Annotated in this window: 22 protein-coding genes and 1 tRNA gene; 11 read left to right on the forward strand and 12 right to left on the reverse strand. The window is 68.5% G+C overall.

What is annotated here, in order from left to right; genetic code table 11:
• Positions 1 to 7 precede the first annotated feature (7 nt).
• Positions 8 to 1,333: an ATP-binding protein gene (locus tag DDE18_RS09385; protein WP_342748922.1), complete on the reverse strand. Its 1,326-nt coding sequence runs from the start codon at positions 1,331 to 1,333 to the stop codon at positions 8 to 10.
• A 168-nt stretch (positions 1,334 to 1,501) separates the two neighbouring features.
• Between DDE18_RS09385 and DDE18_RS09390 the strand changes: the two genes are divergently transcribed.
• From DDE18_RS09390 to DDE18_RS09405, 4 genes are read left to right on the forward strand one after another with little or no spacing between them, the layout of a single operon-like run.
• Complete coding sequence (locus DDE18_RS09390; protein WP_211754481.1) at positions 1,502 to 2,428, forward strand: ABC transporter ATP-binding protein; 927 nt, start codon at positions 1,502 to 1,504, stop codon at positions 2,426 to 2,428.
• Positions 2,425 to 3,321 carry an ABC transporter permease gene (locus DDE18_RS09395; RefSeq protein ID WP_116571960.1) on the forward strand — a complete coding sequence of 299 codons (897 nt, stop codon included), beginning with the start codon at positions 2,425 to 2,427 and terminating at the stop codon, positions 3,319 to 3,321. Before DDE18_RS09390 ends, DDE18_RS09395 begins: the two co-directional genes overlap by 4 nt.
• Complete coding sequence (locus DDE18_RS09400) at positions 3,318 to 4,232, forward strand: ABC transporter ATP-binding protein (RefSeq protein WP_116572026.1); 915 nt, start codon at positions 3,318 to 3,320, stop codon at positions 4,230 to 4,232. The genes DDE18_RS09395 and DDE18_RS09400 overlap by 4 nt, the downstream gene beginning before the upstream one ends.
• Positions 4,233 to 4,234: 2 nt before the next feature.
• A complete protein-coding gene (locus DDE18_RS09405; RefSeq protein ID WP_116571961.1) occupies positions 4,235 to 4,942 on the forward strand; it encodes an ABC transporter permease in 708 nt (235 codons plus the stop codon).
• A 4-nt stretch (positions 4,943 to 4,946) separates the two neighbouring features.
• Here DDE18_RS09405 and DDE18_RS09410 read toward each other — a convergent pair whose 3' ends face one another.
• Positions 4,947 to 5,699: a PIG-L deacetylase family protein gene (locus tag DDE18_RS09410; RefSeq protein ID WP_116572027.1), complete on the reverse strand. Its 753-nt coding sequence runs from the start codon at positions 5,697 to 5,699 to the stop codon at positions 4,947 to 4,949.
• Between the two features lie 61 nt (positions 5,700 to 5,760).
• On the opposite strand from DDE18_RS09410, the gene DDE18_RS09415 reads away from it, so the two are divergent.
• Positions 5,761 to 5,834 (forward strand) — tRNA-Ile (locus tag DDE18_RS09415).
• A gap of 17 nt (positions 5,835 to 5,851) precedes the next feature.
• On the opposite strand, the gene DDE18_RS23985 is transcribed toward DDE18_RS09415, so the two are convergent.
• The 4 genes from DDE18_RS23985 to DDE18_RS09430 are packed head-to-tail and all read right to left on the reverse strand — an operon-like array spanning position 5,852 to position 8,781.
• Positions 5,852 to 6,187: a tyrosine-type recombinase/integrase gene (locus DDE18_RS23985; protein WP_211754483.1), complete on the reverse strand. Its 336-nt coding sequence runs from the start codon at positions 6,185 to 6,187 to the stop codon at positions 5,852 to 5,854.
• Between the two features lie 18 nt (positions 6,188 to 6,205).
• Positions 6,206 to 6,988, reverse strand: a complete 783-nt coding sequence (locus tag DDE18_RS09420) for a tyrosine-type recombinase/integrase (protein ID WP_211754484.1) — start codon at positions 6,986 to 6,988, stop codon at positions 6,206 to 6,208.
• A gap of 3 nt (positions 6,989 to 6,991) precedes the next feature.
• Positions 6,992 to 7,198, reverse strand: coding sequence for a helix-turn-helix transcriptional regulator (locus DDE18_RS09425; protein WP_245916544.1), 207 nt, complete (start codon positions 7,196 to 7,198; stop codon positions 6,992 to 6,994).
• A complete protein-coding gene (locus tag DDE18_RS09430) occupies positions 7,195 to 8,781 on the reverse strand; it encodes a replication initiator (protein WP_165821098.1) in 1,587 nt (528 codons plus the stop codon). The genes DDE18_RS09425 and DDE18_RS09430 overlap by 4 nt, the downstream gene beginning before the upstream one ends.
• 596 nt (positions 8,782 to 9,377) lie before the next feature.
• Here DDE18_RS09430 and DDE18_RS09435 point away from each other — a divergent pair.
• Positions 9,378 to 9,812, forward strand: coding sequence for a hypothetical protein (locus DDE18_RS09435; RefSeq protein ID WP_133241198.1), 435 nt, complete (start codon positions 9,378 to 9,380; stop codon positions 9,810 to 9,812).
• A 202-nt stretch (positions 9,813 to 10,014) separates the two neighbouring features.
• Here the strand turns inward: DDE18_RS09435 and DDE18_RS09440 are convergent, their stop codons facing one another.
• Complete coding sequence (locus DDE18_RS09440) at positions 10,015 to 10,629, reverse strand: dihydrofolate reductase family protein (protein WP_116571964.1); 615 nt, start codon at positions 10,627 to 10,629, stop codon at positions 10,015 to 10,017.
• Between the two features lie 227 nt (positions 10,630 to 10,856).
• Here DDE18_RS09440 and DDE18_RS09445 point away from each other — a divergent pair, with 227 nt between their 5' ends.
• The 3 genes from DDE18_RS09445 to DDE18_RS09455 all read left to right on the forward strand — a co-directional run bounded on the left by DDE18_RS09445 (position 10,857) and on the right by DDE18_RS09455 (position 11,962).
• The gene (locus DDE18_RS09445; protein ID WP_116571965.1) at positions 10,857 to 11,078 is read left to right on the forward strand and encodes a hypothetical protein; all 222 of its coding nucleotides are present in this window, start codon (positions 10,857 to 10,859) and stop codon (positions 11,076 to 11,078) included.
• Positions 11,079 to 11,180: 102 nt separating this feature from the next.
• A complete protein-coding gene (locus DDE18_RS09450; RefSeq protein WP_116571966.1) occupies positions 11,181 to 11,588 on the forward strand; it encodes a hypothetical protein in 408 nt (135 codons plus the stop codon).
• A 173-nt stretch (positions 11,589 to 11,761) separates the two neighbouring features.
• Complete coding sequence (locus DDE18_RS09455; protein ID WP_116571967.1) at positions 11,762 to 11,962, forward strand: hypothetical protein; 201 nt, start codon at positions 11,762 to 11,764, stop codon at positions 11,960 to 11,962.
• Positions 11,963 to 12,022: 60 nt separating this feature from the next.
• Here the strand turns inward: DDE18_RS09455 and DDE18_RS09460 are convergent, their stop codons facing one another.
• Positions 12,023 to 12,289 carry a hypothetical protein gene (locus DDE18_RS09460; RefSeq protein WP_116571968.1) on the reverse strand — a complete coding sequence of 89 codons (267 nt, stop codon included), beginning with the start codon at positions 12,287 to 12,289 and terminating at the stop codon, positions 12,023 to 12,025.
• A 160-nt stretch (positions 12,290 to 12,449) separates the two neighbouring features.
• Positions 12,450 to 12,599 carry a hypothetical protein gene (locus DDE18_RS22940; protein ID WP_165821099.1) on the reverse strand — a complete coding sequence of 50 codons (150 nt, stop codon included), beginning with the start codon at positions 12,597 to 12,599 and terminating at the stop codon, positions 12,450 to 12,452.
• Between the two features lie 83 nt (positions 12,600 to 12,682).
• On the opposite strand from DDE18_RS22940, the gene DDE18_RS22945 reads away from it, so the two are divergent.
• Positions 12,683 to 12,847: a hypothetical protein gene (locus DDE18_RS22945; protein WP_165821100.1), complete on the forward strand. Its 165-nt coding sequence runs from the start codon at positions 12,683 to 12,685 to the stop codon at positions 12,845 to 12,847.
• A 42-nt stretch (positions 12,848 to 12,889) separates the two neighbouring features.
• Here the strand turns inward: DDE18_RS22945 and DDE18_RS09465 are convergent, their stop codons facing one another.
• On the reverse strand, positions 12,890 to 13,474 hold the full coding sequence (locus DDE18_RS09465; RefSeq protein ID WP_211754485.1) for a P-loop nucleotide/nucleoside kinase family protein: 585 nt from the start codon (positions 13,472 to 13,474) through the stop codon (positions 12,890 to 12,892).
• 129 nt (positions 13,475 to 13,603) lie between these two features.
• On the opposite strand from DDE18_RS09465, the gene DDE18_RS09470 reads away from it, so the two are divergent.
• Positions 13,604 to 14,059 carry a Clp protease N-terminal domain-containing protein gene (locus tag DDE18_RS09470; RefSeq protein ID WP_165821101.1) on the forward strand — a complete coding sequence of 152 codons (456 nt, stop codon included), beginning with the start codon at positions 13,604 to 13,606 and terminating at the stop codon, positions 14,057 to 14,059.
• A 694-nt stretch (positions 14,060 to 14,753) separates the two neighbouring features.
• Here DDE18_RS09470 and DDE18_RS09475 read toward each other — a convergent pair.
• Both DDE18_RS09475 and DDE18_RS22630 read right to left on the reverse strand, forming a co-directional pair.
• Positions 14,754 to 15,323: an RNA polymerase sigma factor gene (locus DDE18_RS09475; protein ID WP_116571970.1), complete on the reverse strand. Its 570-nt coding sequence runs from the start codon at positions 15,321 to 15,323 to the stop codon at positions 14,754 to 14,756.
• Between the two features lie 153 nt (positions 15,324 to 15,476).
• Positions 15,477 to 16,538 (reverse strand): calcium-binding protein, encoded by a 1,062-nt coding sequence (locus DDE18_RS22630; RefSeq protein WP_133241199.1) that lies wholly within the window; start codon positions 16,536 to 16,538, stop codon positions 15,477 to 15,479.
• Between the last annotated feature and the right edge of the window lie 290 nt (positions 16,539 to 16,828).

Genomic DNA, 16,828 nt, shown 5'->3' on the forward strand with positions numbered 1-16,828 from the left:
TGCTCGCTCAGCCGACCCGGAACGTCGCGACGAAGATCCAGTCGTCCTCGGTGAGGCGGCGCGGCTCGACGCGGAGCTCGACGGGCACCTCGCTTCCGTCAGCACGCACCACGGGAACGGTGATCCAACGGTCCAGTAGCACGTCGCGGCCGTTGGTTGCGTGGAAGGTGGTGCCGGCGATGTGGGCCTGGTGATAGCGCTGCGGGATGAGGACCAGGATCCGCCGGCCCAACAGCTCGGTCTCGTCCCGGTAGCCGAGGAATCGGAGGATCGGTGGAGTCGCCGCCACGATGACGTAGCGCTGGTCGGTCGCGATCACCGGCTCCTCCAAGGGGACCAGATCACGATGGGTTGGGCCGAGGGCCGCGTCCTTGTCGGAGGGCTGCCGGGCGTCGGTGCGGGCGCGCCAGGGGCGCGGAGTGGCGGGTCCGGCGGCCTGAGCGGTGACTTCGGCGCACAGCCACTGGCGCATCTCACGGATCTCCGGCTGGGTGGGCGGTCCCAGGAGTAGTCCGTCCTGGGCTGCGGCACCCGCCCGTGAGAGCACGTCGTCGAGCACGGCGAAGTGTGGGACCGAGGACGTGGGGACGTCCAGGATCACCTGGCGGCCGGTGACGGTGGGCTCGACGAGGTTGGCCATCAGCTCTTCGGGGTCTACAGGCAGGGTTGGCCTGGGCAGCTGCTCGTCGAGGATGCTCAGGGCGTCGCTGGCGGCTGCGTGGTCGTCCAGCACCGCGGGGTCGGCCTCCAGGGTGTAGAGCAGGAACTCACGCAGCAGTGTTGCGGCGTGCTCCTGCCAGGCCCGGTGCATCAGGAGGGGCATGTCGAGCAGGATGACCTGCACGGTGGACTCCCGGTGCTCGGCGTCGACCGGACTCGCCCCTGATCGGTTCGGTTGAAGAGCCCTGGGCAGGTGACCGATCTCGAACCACACGGTCTTGCCGCGCGGGCCCGCCTCGACGTCCCACCGTTCGGAGCTCTGGTCGACCACGTGGAGACCGCGACCGGTTCCAGCCGTCGCCGACCACATCCGTTTGACGGGCAGGCGGGTGCTGCCGTCGGTGATCTCCACGCGCAGGGCGCGGCCGACGGCCAGGATCCGGATCCCGATCTCGGTGCCGGCGTGGACCACGGCGTTGGTCACCAGCTCGGAGGTCGCCAGCTGTGCTGGCTCGAGCAGGTCATCGGCCCGGGTCGTGCTCAGGACCTCGCGCACTGCCGCGCGTGCGCGTCCGACACTGCGCACATCAGCGGGCAACGTCAACGAGACGACTACGGGATCAGCCAACGTGCCCCCGAACCTCGTGGCCCTACCTTCGGCGGTTGATGCCACCCTACTCGCGAAGCCCCTGGTGTGATTGTGCTCTGCGTAAGCCCGCCTGATCCGTCAGACGGGCTTGGCGCTTTCCCGCGATGGCCGGCCCGACCTCACCCTGACATTCCCCTGAGGTTTCACCGGTCACACACGTTTCCCGCACACCGCCCCGCTAGCGTGACGGTCGTGGCAGCAGTCGTACGAACCGTTGGCCTGACCAAGGACTACGGTCCGGTCCTCGCCCTGGATGCGCTCACCCTCGAGATCGGGCCGGGGATCACCGGACTGGTCGGCGCCAACGGCGCGGGAAAGTCGACGTTCCTGAAGATCCTCCTCGGGCTCGTCGAGCCGACGGGTGGCCGAGCCGAGGTGCTGGGCCACGACATCGCCGCCGAGGGCGGGGCGATCCGGGCCCGGGTGGGCTACCTGCCCGAGCACGACTGCCTGCCGCCCGACGTGAGCGCCAGCGACTTCACGGTGCACCTGGCGATGATGTCCGGGCTGCCGCGGGTGGCGGCCCGGGAGCGCGCGGCCGAGGTGCTCCGCCACGTCGGCCTGGCGGAGGAGCGCTACCGGCCGATGGGCGGCTACTCGACCGGCATGCGGCAGAAGGCCAAGCTCGCCCAGGCCCTCGCCCACGACCCCCAGCTGGTGCTCCTCGACGAGCCGACCAACGGCCTCGACCCGGCCGCCCGCGACGAGATGCTCGGGCTGGTCCAGCGCATCGGCCGTGACTTCGGCATCGCCGTGATCGTCACCTCGCACCTGCTCGGCGAGCTCGAGCGCGTCAGCGACCACGTGGTCGTGCTCGACGGAGGCCAGCTGCTGCGGGCCTCACGCACCGACGAGTTCCTCGACGCGACGGGCTCGCTGCTCGTCGAGGTGCTCGGCGACGACGCCCAACGCCGGATGCTCGAGGCGCTGGCCGCGGCAGGCGTGTCGGCGGCGGCCCGTGGCGGGATGCTGTCCATCGACGTGACCGACGGGGCCGGCGACGTGCACGACCTGATCCGAGACACCGCCGGCGACCTCGGGCTCGGGCTGGTGCGCATCCAGGCCGACCACCGCCGCATCGAGGACGTCTTCGCCGAGCCCGCAGGAGGTGCACGATGACCGACCCGACGTCCGCCACCCCCGAGGGCCGCAGCGTCATCCACGACCTCGGCTACCGGCCGTACACCGGAGCCCGCCTCGGCGAGGGCTCCATCGCGCGGGCCCTGGCCGTCACCGGCTTCCGCAACGCCTTCGGGCTCGGCCGGTCGGGCAGGTCGAAGGTGCTGCCGTTCGTGCTCCTGGCCCTCAACCTGTTCCCGGCGGTGATCGTCGGCGGCGTGATGGTGCTGATCGGGCTCGACGAGCTGCCGATCTCCTACGCGCAGTACGCCTCGACGACCCAGGTCATCCTCGGCATCTTCGTGGCGTCGCAGGCGCCGGTGCTGTTCTCCCGCGACCTCCGGCACGGCACCATCTCGCTCTACCTCGCCCGCCCGCTCCGGGCCAGCACCTACGCCCTCGCCCGCTGGGCAGCATTGCTCGCCGCGACCCTGGTCTTCCTCCTGCTGCCCATCGTCCTGCTGTACGCCGTGGCGCTGTTGGGCGAGCTCGACGTCACCGAGCAGACGCGCGAGGCCGGAGTGGCGGTCGCCCTGGCCGTGCTCCTGGCCCTCGTCCTGACCGGCATCGCCGGCCTGATCTCCTCCTGGTCGACCCGACGAGGCTTCGCGGTGGTCGCCACCATCGCGGTGCTGCTGATCGGCAACGGGATCGTCACGGCGGTGCAGGGCATCTCCTCGGAGGAGGGCAGGTCGGATGTGGGGGAGGTCGCCGGCCTGTTCTCGCCGTACTCCCTCTATCGAGGGCTCGCGACTGCCTGGGCCGACGTCGACGCGCTGACCCCGCCCACCAGCGCGGGCATGGAGGCGCTCTACGCCTTGGTCCTCGTGGGACTCTCCGCGGCGTGCCTGGGCGGCCTGGTGTGGCGCTACCGGAGGGTGGCGAGCGCATGAGCGTGATCACCCTCGAGACCGTGTCGCGGTGGTACGGCAACGTGGTCGCCGTCAACGGTGTCTCGATGACCGTCCGCCCGGGCGTGACCGGCCTGCTCGGTCCCAACGGCGCCGGGAAGACGACGCTGATCGCGCTGATGGCCGGCTTCCTCGCGCCGTCGGCGGGCACGGTCACCCTCGACGGTGTGCCGATCTGGCGGCACACCGACGCCTACCGCACGATCGGCCTCGTCCCGGAGCGGGAGCTGAGCTTCGGTTACCTCACCGGCCGCCAGTTCGTCCGCGCCAACGCCGAGCTGCACGGGCTGGACGCCCCCGGCGCCGCGACCGAGCGGGCCCTCTCGATCGTCGACATGACCGAGCCCGCGGCCCGCCGCATCGGCACCTACTCCAAGGGCATGCGCCAGCGGGTCAAGCTCGCCTCCGCGCTCGTCCACGACCCCGGCGTGCTCCTCCTCGACGAGCCCTTCAACGGCGTCGACCCGCGCCAGCGCCTCCACCTGATGGCGCTGCTGCGCCAGATGGGGGCCGAGGGCCGCACGGTGCTCTTCAGCTCCCACATCCTCGAGGAGGTCGAGCAGGTCGCCCGCCAGATCGAGGTGGTCGTCTCCGGCCGGCACGCGGCGTCGGGCGACTTCGGCCAGATCCGGCGGCTGATGACCGACCGGCCCGTCCAGTACGTCGTCGTCACGAACGACGACCGTGCGCTGGCGAGCGCGCTCATCGCCGAGGACGCCGTCGTGGCGGTCTCCCTGCGCCGCCAGGGCGGGGTCGACGTGTCGGTCTCGGACTTCGGCGGCTTCGCCGTCCGGCTGCCGCGGATCGCGCGCGAGCGCGGCGTACGGATCCTCGAGCTCACCCCGACCGACGAGTCGCTCGAGAGCGTCTTCTCCTACCTCGTGGAGCGCTGACCATGAACGCCACCATCCTCCGGCTCTCGGCCCAGGCCCTCGCCGGCCGCCGCCGTGGCATCGTCTTGATGCTCATCCCCGGGATCGTCGTGCTCCTGGCGATCGTGGTGAGCGCGCTGACCGACGACGGGCAGGGCTACGAGGCCGTGGCCAACCTCGGCTTCACGCTGGCCCTGCCGATCGTCGCGCTGCTCGCGGCGGCTGCGGTGCTCGGCCCCGAGGTCGACGACGGCTCGATCGTCTACCTCCTGGCGAAGCCCGTCAGCCGCCACAGCATCGCGATCAGCAAGTACGCCGCGGCGTGGGGCGCCACGATCGGGCTGGGCGCGCTCCCGCTGCTCGTCAGCGGCCTGGTCCTCGAGCCCTCCGACCCCGGCCGGGCGTTCGGCTGGTTCGCTGCCGGGGCCGTCGCGGGCACGGCGTACTCCGCCCTCTTCCTGGCCCTCGCTGCCCTGACCCGGCACGCCGTGGTGGTGGGGCTGCTCTTCGCGCTGCTGTGGGAGGGCGTGCTCGGCAACGTCCTCGCCGGCATCCGCTGGGTGGCGATCGGGGCCTGGGGTCGCGAGGTGGGCGCCGAGATCAGCCCGTTGGTCGGCGGCGCGGGCACGGGTCTGGGCTACGCGCTGATCGCGGCGATGGTCGTCACGGTCGGGTCGGTGTACTTCGCCGGCGATCGCCTGCGGTCCTTCACGCTGCGCGGCGACGAGTAGGCCCTCAGTCGCCCCAGCCCATCGGGACGACCTCGAACGGCGCGGCGAACGCGACCCCGAGCCGCTGTCCGGTGGCGCGCGCCATCCCCTCGAGGAACTCGCGCGGGTCCCAGCCCTCCCAGCCGAGTCCGTCGATGTAGGCCTTGTGGGCCTGGAGCGACTCGACGCCGAGGTCGAAGGTGCCGGTGGTGTCGACGGCGTGCGTGGACTCCGGCGAGCCGAAGGCCCACACCGCCTTCACGCCGCCCCAGGGCTCGAGCTCGCCCTCGAGCTGCTCGGGGAAGATCCACCTGTTGCCGGCGTCGCGCACGGCGTCGAGGACGCCCCGACCGACGGCGATGTGATCGGCCTGGTTCAGCGTGCGGCCGCCCCAGGTGTCGCGGTAGTTGCCGGTGACGACGACGTCGGGACGGTGCCGTCGGACGACCTCCGCGAGCGCGCGGCGCAGCGGCACGCCGTACTCCACGATCCCGTCCGGCAGGCCGAGGAACTCGACCGCCTCGACGCCCACGATCCGCGCCGACTCGATCTCCTCGGCCTCCCGGACGCGCCGGCACTCGTCGGGGTGCATCCCGTCGATGCCGGCCTCTCCGGAGGTCACCATGCAGTAGACGACGTCTTTGCCCTGTCCGGTCCAGCGCGCGACGGCGGCGGCCGCGCCGTACTCGATGTCGTCGGGGTGGGCGACGATGCAGAGCGCCCGCTGCCAGTCCTCGGGCAGGGCCTCGAGCGGCGGGGGAGTCACGGTCTCGGTCATGCCCCCGAGCATGCACCCATCCCGGTCGTCGCGCAGCCCATCCGACTAGGCTCGCTCGCGAGGGGCGGTAGCTCAGTCGGTCAGAGCAGAGGACTCATAATCCTTGGGTCGTGGGTTCGAGCCCCACCCGCCCTACAACACAAAACCGCAGGTCAGCCGCCATGTGCCTCTCCGAGGTCGAACGGCAGGACCTCGGCATTCGGCGCCTGAGTCCGCAAATAGTCCGCACGAGCCCTCACAGCGGCCCGGTCCAGGCGGTCGGCCACCGCATCCAGATCGTCGCCGAAGAGACCGGCATAGACGTCGAGTGTCATGGCTGCAGACGCGTGCCCGAGCATGCGCTGGACCGCCTTGACGTTGGCCCCAGCCTGGACCGCGAGGCTCGCGGCAGTGTGCCGGAGGTCGTGCGGGGTCAGGCGGGGTACGCCGATCGCTTCCGCCCCGCTTGAACACCCGGCTCCGGAAGTTGTGGTTGCGCAGCACGTCACCCCGGGCCGTCGTGAAGACTAGGTCATCGGGTGCCTTCCCGGCCATGTGCGCGCCAGGTCGTCGACGAGCGAACGGGGGATCGGCACCGACCGGGCCTGATGGGTCTTCGGCGTCCCGTAGGTCATCTGGCCCTCGAGCTCGATCGCCGTGTGCACGACCTCGATCCGGCGGCGCATCAGGTCCACCCGTCGCACCCGCACGGCTGTCGCCTCGCCCCAGCGCATGCCGGTGTAGGCCAGCACCCGGACGAAGAGGTCGTAGTCCGGCCCGCAGGCCCGGGCCAACTGCTCGACCTGCAGGGCCGACAGGAACACTGGCTCGCCCTTGGCAGGGAGGGGGAGTCGTACGCCGGTCGCCGGGTTGCGCGGCAGCCGGCCGTCGCGCACCGCGAGGACGAGCATCAGCGAGAAGACCCGGTGCACCTGCCTGATGGTGGCCGCGGCATAGCCGTCAGCCTGCAGTTTGGCCACCCACGCAACCACATCGGCGTGCGTGATCGCCGACAGCCGATGCCTCTCCCACTCCGGGAGGATCTGCACGCGCACGATGTTGCGGTAGCGCTCCCGGGTCAGCGGCTTGAGCTGCGACTGCCCCTGGAACCACCTGGTCGACCAGTCGCTGACCGTGATCCGTGACAGCGCCGGGTCGATCCACTCGCCGCGGTGCTTGGTGTTCTCGACCGCGATCAGCCACCGCTCGGCATCGATCTTCCGGTCGAAGTGGCGGGCCCGCTCACGGCCGCTGGGATCGCGGTAGCGGGCTCGCCACTTCCCGTTGTCGCGCCGCTGGATGTTGCCCATGGCTCACGCCGCCTGCTCGTCGAGCCAGGCCTGCACGTCTGCCGGGTCGTAGCGGAGGTTGCGACCCACGCGGTAGAGCCGGGGACCTCCCTCTCCGCGGTAGCTCCAGTAGTAGAGCGTCGACACCGCGATGCCCAGGAAGTCGGCGGTCTCCTGGGCCGACCACAGCCGCGCCGACATCGGCCGCGGGTCCCTCTTCTGCTGCTTCATACTCGTGTTCCTTTCCGGTTTGGTGTGTGCTTGCGAAGGGCTGCGCTCTCGCGGTCGTACTCACGTGCCCGGGCGGCGGCGGCCAGGGCGAGGGTGCGCTCGGTCTCGTTGGCCCAGCCGCTTCCGACGAAGGTCCAATTGCCGATGACGAGGGTCGTCTCCTCGTCCTCCTCGGCGAGCAGATCTGCCTCGAGCGCCGTCAGGTCAAGTGGCTGCCCGCAGTGGCGATGCTCTGCGATCCGCGACTGGGCGCGTTGGCGCGCTCGGCGCAGGGCGCCGAGGGTGATCGAGTACCGGCGGGACTTGGTGGCGAAGTGGCCGCGGAAGCCGTACATGTGCACCCACTTGTCCAGCAGGTCGTAGGGACCTTCGACCCTGTCCTCGTCGGTCTCGGTGCCCCTTCGCTGGGTGCCGACGCTCCGCTCTGCGAGGCGTCGGCAAGTGGCCCTGAGCCGACGGTGGTGCTCGTCGTTCTCCTGGTGGTCCTCGCTCGCCGATTTAGTGGCGTACTTGGCGAGGTACCCGGCGACCTGCTCGGGAGCGAGAGCCTGGGCAGCGTCGTCTGTCCGACGATGGGTGGTCACGGGGCGGGCGTCGACCTGACGACCGAAGGCCAACACACGGTCCGGGTCGTCGGCGTCGACCCCGGGCACCTCTAGCCGCACGGATGCGACCGTGCGACGGACCAGCCGTGCGAGCGTCACGGCATCGATAGATGTGTCGGCCGGCGCGAACCCCTCCGGTGTCTTGGGGCCGTCGAGGCGGATGAGCGCATGGAAGTGGATGGCTCCGCGGGCCTGGAACTCGCCGACCTTGGCGTACTGCAGCGTGGCGACCTCGGCTAGGCGGGTGGCTGCTACTCCCAGCTGCTTGGCCAGCCCACGCCGCAGCCCGATGTTGACCCGCCGCCAGAGGCTGGGCGCCCACCACTGCCAGATAACGTGCGAGTCGTAGTCGTAGCACTCGGCGCAGAGCGGCTGCCCGAGCATCGGATCGTCGTCGCTGTGCCGCGAGGTACATCCCCTTGGACGGCCGTGCGCGCATGTCGCGCGGGATCCCCGCGGGTGGCAGAGGCCGGTGCCGTCCCGGCGGCCGTGGACCCTCCCGAAGGACGGGGCGGTCAAGGTTGCGAAGACCAGCGGGTTCTCGGCCACGTGCTCGGGCACGGACTTCCCGCCGACCACGCCCGCCCGGATCAGCTGGAAGGTGTCGCCGGCATAGAGCCTCGAGCAGGAGGGACAGCTGCTCTCGCGTCGGTTGCCACACCGGACGTAAGTGAGTCCGTCGGGCTCCTCAGCACTGGCGTACGTCGAGATAACCTGGCCCGTCGCCGCGTCGACGCGCATCGAGGAGCCCCGCAACCGGATCGGCCGCGCGCAGTTCCCGACCCTCTCCAAGGCCGCAGCGAACGGCTCCCAGCGCCCGTGCCCCACCCACTCGGCCACCTGCTCCTGGGTCAGCGCGGCCGGGTCTATGCCCAGGCCGGGAGCTGGTTCGCAGTGCCACTCGGGGATGGCCTGTGGGAAGGCGGCGAGGAGCGCATCCGCGACCACACGGGTGTCCTGCCGACCCAGACGGCCCACCGTTGCTCACCACCCCGGAGGGTGTGCCACGCGGCCCATTGCTGGCGGTCCCGCCGCGCGGCACACCCGGCTCAGGAGGTGTGTTCCGCGGTCCTGCTACGTGATCCGAGGACGGATCGAACGCTCGACGACGGGGACCGCCATGAACGCCGAGCGCGACGACACTCAGTCATCACCGGGCCCGATTCTCGTCTCAGTGGTGTGCAACGGCCATCTGGAATGCGCGGCATGGTGACCGCGAAGCGGGGAGCCGACCCCCTGGGATAACCCGTCATGTCGGTCTTGGTTGACCCGGTGAAAAAAACCATGCCACGCATCACCGACACGCCCAAGCCCCATCCACAGCCCTCGAGGACGAGAAGTCTGAGACAGAACTGTCCGCCACAGTTCGTAGCAGTTCGTAGCCGTCTGTACCCGTCTCTTCCGTTGCTGCACCATCGCCGAAAAATTGCCCTGACAACTTGCCCGAAAATCTCGCCGTCCGAGACAGCGCCGTCGATCAGGTCGCCCAAGAGACGAACCTTCGCGGCGGTCGGAAGCGCACGGAATTGCCGATGAGCAGGCGCGAACAGGGCAGTCATGGGCATACTCATTTCATGGAGCTGGACCGCGGAATGTGGCATCGGGCTGCCACGCGAGTGCAATGGGTTGCCCGGATCGCCCAGCTGCTGTGGTTGGGGTCGATGCTGGTGCCGCCGCTCGTGGCGCTGTTGGCATTCCCCGAGTTACTCCTGGAGGCGCTGCTCGCCGCCGTCGTTTCGCTGGTGTTCATGCGTCGCGTCGTCTTCCGTCTCGGTGCACGAGGAGCGGTGAGCTCGTTGCAGGCGCTGATCCGCACGGGTGGCGTGGACCTGACTCGACTCCAGGTCGCGCAGCTGCTCCAGGAGGGCATGGCCCAGGGTGATGGCTGCGTGTGGGTGACGATCCGCGAGGGAACCCATGTCCGCCTGATTGCCGAGGGAAGAGAACCCGGCACGCCTGCCCGGTCGTCCTCGCCCTGGGTATGGGCGGTGGGCGGCGGAGGGATGTAGCCACGAAGGCACGCGGAAGACGTTGGCTGGGCTGGCGGCCATCCGCACATGGCTCCCCTCTGTGTCAAGACGCAGTTGGTAGTGGGGTTCTAGGGTTGGGTCTTGGCGGGTTCGGGAGAGGCTTTTCCGAAGATCAGGAGGTAGGTGACGTCTAGGTCGGTGAGGTCGGGCAGGTCCAAAAGCCGCCGGTTGAACATCGCTGTCAGGGTCGCTGATAGCGCAGCGCCACTGCTCCGGACGCGGGGAAGGTCGCGACGGACGCGAGCCGCCAGGTCGACGCGAACCCCTCCGGAAGCACCCGCGTGCCACCGCCGAGCGTCGCGGGCAGGACCGTCAGGTACAGGTCGTCGATGAGGTTTGCCCTGAGCAGCGTCTGGATGATGCTGGCGCTGTTGAGGACCATGATGTCTCGGCCGGCTCGCGCCTTCAGTGACGTGACCTCGCCGACGACGTCCCGCGAGGCGCGGGCGTTGGTCCACTCGGGGTGGTCCAGCTCGCCCGGTTCGAGGGTGGTCGAGAAGACAACCTTCTCCACGGTCGCCAGCCACTCGCCCAGCTCACGGGTGCGGGCCGAGCTGTCCGGGTGGCTGGTGATCGTCGGCCAGACCGCGCTGAAGCCCTCCCAGTTCGTTCGACCCAGCAGGGCGGTACTCACCCCGCGCCAGATTCCCTCGTAGTGGAGCTCGCTCTCCTCGCTGGCGATGTGCGCCATGGCCCAGCTCATGTCGTCCTCTGGTCCCGTGCCGCTGTAGCCGTCCATCGACACGGTGACCTCGGCGGCGACCCTTCGCTCGCGTCGGGGGGTGACGTCGGTCATCGGAGTTCGCTCCTCGCTTCGTGGGGGTGGCGGATGACTCCTGCTCCCTATCTCGGGCTCTGTCCGCCATTGTGATCAACCGATTGGTTGTATAAGAACCTATACAATCGCGGCCGCGGTCGTCAACCATTTGGTTGATTAAAGGACGCACCCCCTGCCCCAGGCGCCGGATCTGCCGCGATCCGTACTGCTACCTAGAGCCGCAAATCAGGGGACACTCAGGAGTCGTGACGAAGATCCGCATAGACCTCTACTTGGATAAGAGCAAGACGCCCGAGACCGGCGTCTACGATCTCTCTGCCGTCCCGCGCAAGGGCGAAGAGGTCGAGATCGACCGGTTCGCAGTCACGGGGCTGGTCATGGGCGTGCTGTGGACGCCGGATTCTGAGCGCCAAGAAGTCGTCGTCACCGTGTACGCCGAGACGGGGGACCGTGTAGCGGGCGGCTGATCGCACGTGCGAGCGCATTGGGAAACGTCCGCCCCGATCTGCCGCTGATCGTGTTGCCAGAAACGCGCGGCTAAGCGGATCGCGTCGACGTAGCGTGGGCCAATGGGGACGGCATTCGACCAGGAGTGGGCGGACGACGTGTGTCGCCTCTGCGATCCGGTTTTTGAGTCCGCCGACGTGGGGTTCGTGCGTCAGATCGCGCGTGATCCCGGCAGCGGCATCATTTCGTCCCTGCTCTGGGAAGCAGATCCGGTCCGGTTCGCCGACCGTTATCCCGACAGCGAAGTCATCGCGTCCTACGGGCCAGATGACTGGCCGCCGCCCTGCATCGACTACTGGGTGTACGTCGATGCGAACGAACGGCAAGCTCAGCTCAGCGTCGAGGGTTGGAGCTACCGCGACGAGGTCATCGACCTGAGTGGCGACGGAGTCCGCGACGGACTCGCCATCGGCTGCGCGATGGCGCGCATACTCCGGGTTCCTCCGCCCGGGTTGACCGCGCCCAAGTGACTCCGCGCCGGCCATGTACTGACATGCCGATGAGCGGTCGGACGGCCTAACCGGTCGGGCTACCGTGACCCCATGACCGCTGACGACCTCGGTGTCTTGTCCGACGAACTGCGATCGCAGGCCCGCGTCGACCCGAACGGCGAGGTGTCGTGGCAGTTCGGGATGTCCCGGCCGTGCTGACTCAACTGGCCGGGGCCGGTCGTGTGGTGCTCGGTCTCGACATGCGCGACTACGACGACGACGGGTCCTTCGTTGAGATCGCCTGGAGTGTCTACGAGGGTGCGGATCCTGTCGAGGCCCGTGAGGCCGCGCTGCGAGCGTTGGCACGCGACGAACTACCCGGCGATTGGGCGTTGATCACCTGGCGGCGCTAACGCACTCACATGCCGCGGAGCGCGCTCTTGCCGATGAGCGGTCGCCCAGAAGTTCGGTGGTTATTCGTACACAGGCAGGAAGAAGGCCCACGCGAGGTTAGACATCTCGCCCGCAGCGAACCGAACAACCCTGTCGGGCCCGTGGATCACCCAGACATCCACATCGTGGCGTTGTGAGGGGTACGACGGATGGGCAACCACGATCCGCTCCGACTGGGATTCCCACTCGTGCTCCCACGGATTGAGGCCCTGCAGGTCGATCTCCTCGCCCTCCCAGCACATGCCGATGGAGCGCCAGCCAGGGGTAACGGTCTGCGGTTCAGCCACCGAGCGAGAGTAGGCGAAGGTCGCACTCTCATGCTGCTGTCGGGGCGGAGCGCTCGACCATCTATGCCGCTGAGCGGTCAACTCACTCAGGCGTCTGGGGCATCGGCCAGACGCGTCGTTCTCGGCGTTTCAGCCACTCAGCTGCCGATGTGCAGATGCTTCACGGGTAGGCGCGTCGACCCCATAGCCTGTCGCCATGCGCGAGCCCATGCACCAACTCGTCATCCAGTTCCCAGAGTCGGCCTTCGCCGACCTTGACGACTTGGTGCGGTACGAAGACACGCTGATCGCCACCCTTGGCGATGCTCACGAAGTTGCGCGTGGTGCAGTCGGCCCGGGTCAGGATGTGCAGCGGATGGACACGACATCGGGTCCGGTGAGGTCAACTTCTTCGTGTTCACCGAGGACCCCACGGGAGCGCTCAGCGCGATCCGTGATGCCCGAGGCGGCGCGCTCCTGTCATACCCCGAGGTTCGAGCGGCTGCGAGACTCATAGAGGGCGAGGACTACGAGCCGCTGTGGCCCGCCGGCGACGAGCGCGACTTCACCGTCGTGTAGCGACCGTTCCGAGGGCACTGTCATGCCGATGCGTTGTTGCGGTCAGGTAACCGATGGTGGCCATCGATCCCTGCGCCATTCGTCCCATGATCCGAATCCGGCAGGTGGGTCGTCGATCGGTTCGCTGCCGTCGAGCTCTCTTGGCGTCGGAATCTGCATGGTGTCGGTCCAACCGACCAATTCCTCGTCGGAGATGGGCCACGTGGTGTGCGGGGAGTCAGCCTGTCGTTGATCGAGTCGTCTCCGCTGCTCGGCCGGGGACACCTCGAAGTAGTGCAGCTCCACACGCGCACCGCGGTCGGCTGCTGCCCGCCGCAGCGCCGAGCGCTCATCACGACCCCACAGACCGAAGTCGACCACCACGTTGTTACCCAGTTCCAGTGCTCGCAGGCCGATCTCGATAAGCCTTCCTTCGATCACGTCGGAGGCTGACGGCGGGTTCTCTTCTCCGTAGAGCGCCTTCATCCATTCATCCTTTGTGAGACGGAGTGCCTGGTGATCGACCTCGAGGCGTCGGGCAGCAGTCGTCTTGCCGGTGGCGGGAAGCCCCACCATCAGGAAAAGCGTCGGTTGCCTCATTGCCACCCCCGTGTCCCCACAGCAGACCAAGTCATCATCCTTGACCATCCGACTCCCTATGCGCTCATATGCCGCGACCCGTGCGGTCGTGCCGGATTGAGGGCGGAGTTGGGGGAGACGATGACAAACTGAGCCATGCGCCTATCGAGGCTGCCACCCCCGGTCCCCGAGTCAGAGATGACCCCGGCCGCACGTGCGGTGCTCGGGTTCGCCAAGGCCGAGGCGCAGCGGCTGAACCACCATTACCTCGGCACCGAGCACCTCCTCCTCGGCATCATGCGAGACGCCGCCAGCGATGTCGCACGGATTCTCGCATCCCACGCAGATCTCGGATCCGTTCGGACAAAGGTCAGCGAGATCGTCGGCGTGGGCTCCGACGCCTCGGCCGGGGAGCTGCCGCTCACGCCTCGCGCGTCCAAGGTGCTCCATTTTGCCCGCCGGGAGGCCGAGATGTACGGAGAGAGGCGCATCGCACCAGCACACCTCCTGCTCGGGATTCTGCGCGAGGGAGAGGGCATCGCCACACACGTGCTCCTCGAGCTCCACATCGATATGGGGACCGTTCGAGCCGAAACCTCTCGATCCTTGGGACCGCCAAGGGTCCGTCCGGCAGACAAGCCGCCGGAGGGCTGAGAGGACTCGGCTCGAGGAGTTCCGGGAAGCGCGTGAGTTCCTGGCAACGCCCGAATCTGCCGCGTTCCGCTCGGTCGTGCCGATGTGCGGGAGCGGTGCGGACGCCATTCGACGGTGCCTGGAACTATCGCGCAGGGTTCTACCGGCCCGGCCGTCACGTTGAAGTCTGTCCATCCGGCGAAGCCGCCCAGGTCGATGATGCCGTCCTCAGAGGGTTCCGAGGAGGACGGGGGGATGTCCTTTCCTGACACCGCCATCACGAACGTCTCGCCGTCTCGTACCGTGCCTGGCGGAAGGGTCACCCGTAGCAACTCGCTTCCCATGCTGACCTGCATGCCAGAGAGGGAACGATCCACGGGCGTGTATCGCCCCGGCGCGCACTCTTGCCTGTGTGGCAGGTAGGTGATGTTGGCGGTGACGCCATACTTCGACAGTTCGGCCTCAAGGCCCTCGGCGTCCTCAAGACGCTGCACTTCGACTGTGATGGTGCCGGAGTTTCCCTCCTGCACCGAGTACGCGGCGGTCGTTCCAAGCCCCGGAACCACCACGAGCATCGCGGCGGCTGCGGCCACTGCGGCTGCGGCACCAATAAGGAACTTGGGTGGCGAGAAGCGGGAGGGCACAGTGGTCTGATGCTCCACCTCGTCGCGGAGCCTGGTCAGCAGGGCGGTCTCGAAGGTGTCGAGTGGGGCGTTCATGGCGTCACCTCAAGTGTGTCGGGGAGGGGCTGGGGAAGCGCGAGGGCGAGGCGTCGGCGCGCGCGGTGGTACAGAACGCGGGCATTGCCCGGCGAGATGCCCAGAGCGGCGGCTGCTTCGGTTAGAGACAGTCCGTCCACGGCCACCAGTTCGACCACGGACTGCTGTCGTTCAGGCAGTTCCAGTAGGGACTGGTAGACCTCGCGGGCTGCGCGCTGACTGTCGATGCGGGCGACGATCCGGTCGGTGGCGTCCTCGTCGAGCAGTTCCCGTGCGTCGATGCGGGCAGCCGCTCGCAAGGCCCGGTCAGTGGACCGGTGGTGGCTGGCCACCACGCGGCGGGCGATGCCGTAGAGCCATGCGAGCGGCGCGGGTGCGTCCCCTCGGTAGGCGTGACTTGCACGGATCGCTGCCAGAAACACCTCGGCGGTCAGGTCGGCGGCGTCCTCCGGGCTCCCCACCCGCCTTGCTACGAAGCGCTGCACTGCCTCGAGGTGCTCGCGGTAGAACGCCTCCAAGGCGTCCGGGTCGCGCCCGATCGCGGCGACACCTGCAACAGACTTCATGTCCTGATTGTGGTCGCAAAGGCTGATCGCGTTACACGAACCGCCCCGTCGCTGCTGATGTAGGTATGCAAAACCAAACAACGTCCGGATCTGCCGCGATCCGCGCACGCTCATGCCGATGAGCGCCCAGGGCGATCGTCAGACCTAGTGGTTTCAGCGTTCGCAGCGACGCTCGCGTTCGGCGACGCAGCGGTCCCGGCCGTTCTGCCCGTCGGCTGTGTCGCGGCCGCGGCCTCCGCGGAGCACGTCCGACTTGTTGCCGCCCCTGAGGTCGTCGCGGCCGCTGCCACCGAGGAGCACGTCTGATCGGGAGCGGCCTTGGAGTTCGTCGTTGCCTGCGTTCCCGACCAGCCGGTTGAGGCCCAGCCACCCCTTGATGTTGTCGTCGCCGGGTCCACCACGCATCGTGGCTTTCATGCCCTCGCACTCCGATTTGATTTGGGGGGCGTCCTCGCCAGAGTATCCACCGTTGAGGGTGTCGTTTCCGCCTTTCCCGACGAACAGCACATCGCATCCCGAACCGCTCAGGTAGTTGTCCGCGGCGTTGCCTCGCAGCACCGCGCGCGGTGCGACTACGTCCGCGCCGACGATGCCAGAGAGGTTGGCCGCATGGGCCCCGCCGACCGTCACCATGTTGGTGTCCAGGTCGATCTCCACGTCATGGTCGGCGGACCAGACGGCGATCAGGCCACCGGTGTAGGTGCCAGGTGTCCCGGTCGCAGGCGCGGTGACCGTCAGGTACGCCCAGTCGGCGTCTGTCACGGTGTCATCCGTGCCGTCCGCGTGCACCAAGTTTTGGCCAGGTCCCCCGAGGTAGCGGTCGAGACCAGCACCTAGATAGGCATTGATTTGTGTCACCCCAGCCTCGGACGCGTCCACCACGTCATCGCCGTCGCCCGCGTACACGTACACGGCGGACGGGCTCACGCACACCAGGTCGTTCCCAGCGACAGCGTAGGTGAACTGGGAGGTGCCGGTGACGATGACGTCATCACCCGGCGTGCCCTGAATGTCCGGGCCAGTGCCGACGATCGTGGCCGGTCGGCCTTGGCAGGTCTGGGCAGTGGCCGAAGCCGCCGATGACGGTGCGCTCAGCAGCGCCCCCGTAGCAAGCGCGGTGACAACAAGTGTGGTCGAACGTTGAAGCACGGTTCCCCCTTGGGTGAGCCACCCCCCGATGATGGTGGGCAGCGTGTCGGTGACGGTACGTCGCATGCGACGGTCCTTGCTAAGACGCGCCGACCTCATGGTTGGTTGTCGGCGTTCGTCGGGTTGCGAGAGTCGAGGGGCTGTCTCGACCGTCCGCAGACCCGCTGCGAACATCCGGATCTGCCGCGTAGCGTGCGCTCGAAGACGCCCGCTTCTGCCGCGATGGGTCATGGCTCCCCTCTATGTCAAGAGGCCGCCGGGAGTGAGGTTCTAGGCTGGGTGTCGGCGGGTCCGGGAAGTGGCTTGTCCGAAGAGTCGGCTTGGGGATGTGAGCCGGCCGCGCTGGAGTCAGAGAC

Origin of the sequence: Nocardioides gansuensis, from assembly GCF_003076135.1 — a bacterium.
In the GTDB taxonomy this organism is placed as follows: domain Bacteria; phylum Actinomycetota; class Actinomycetes; order Propionibacteriales; family Nocardioidaceae; genus Nocardioides; species Nocardioides gansuensis.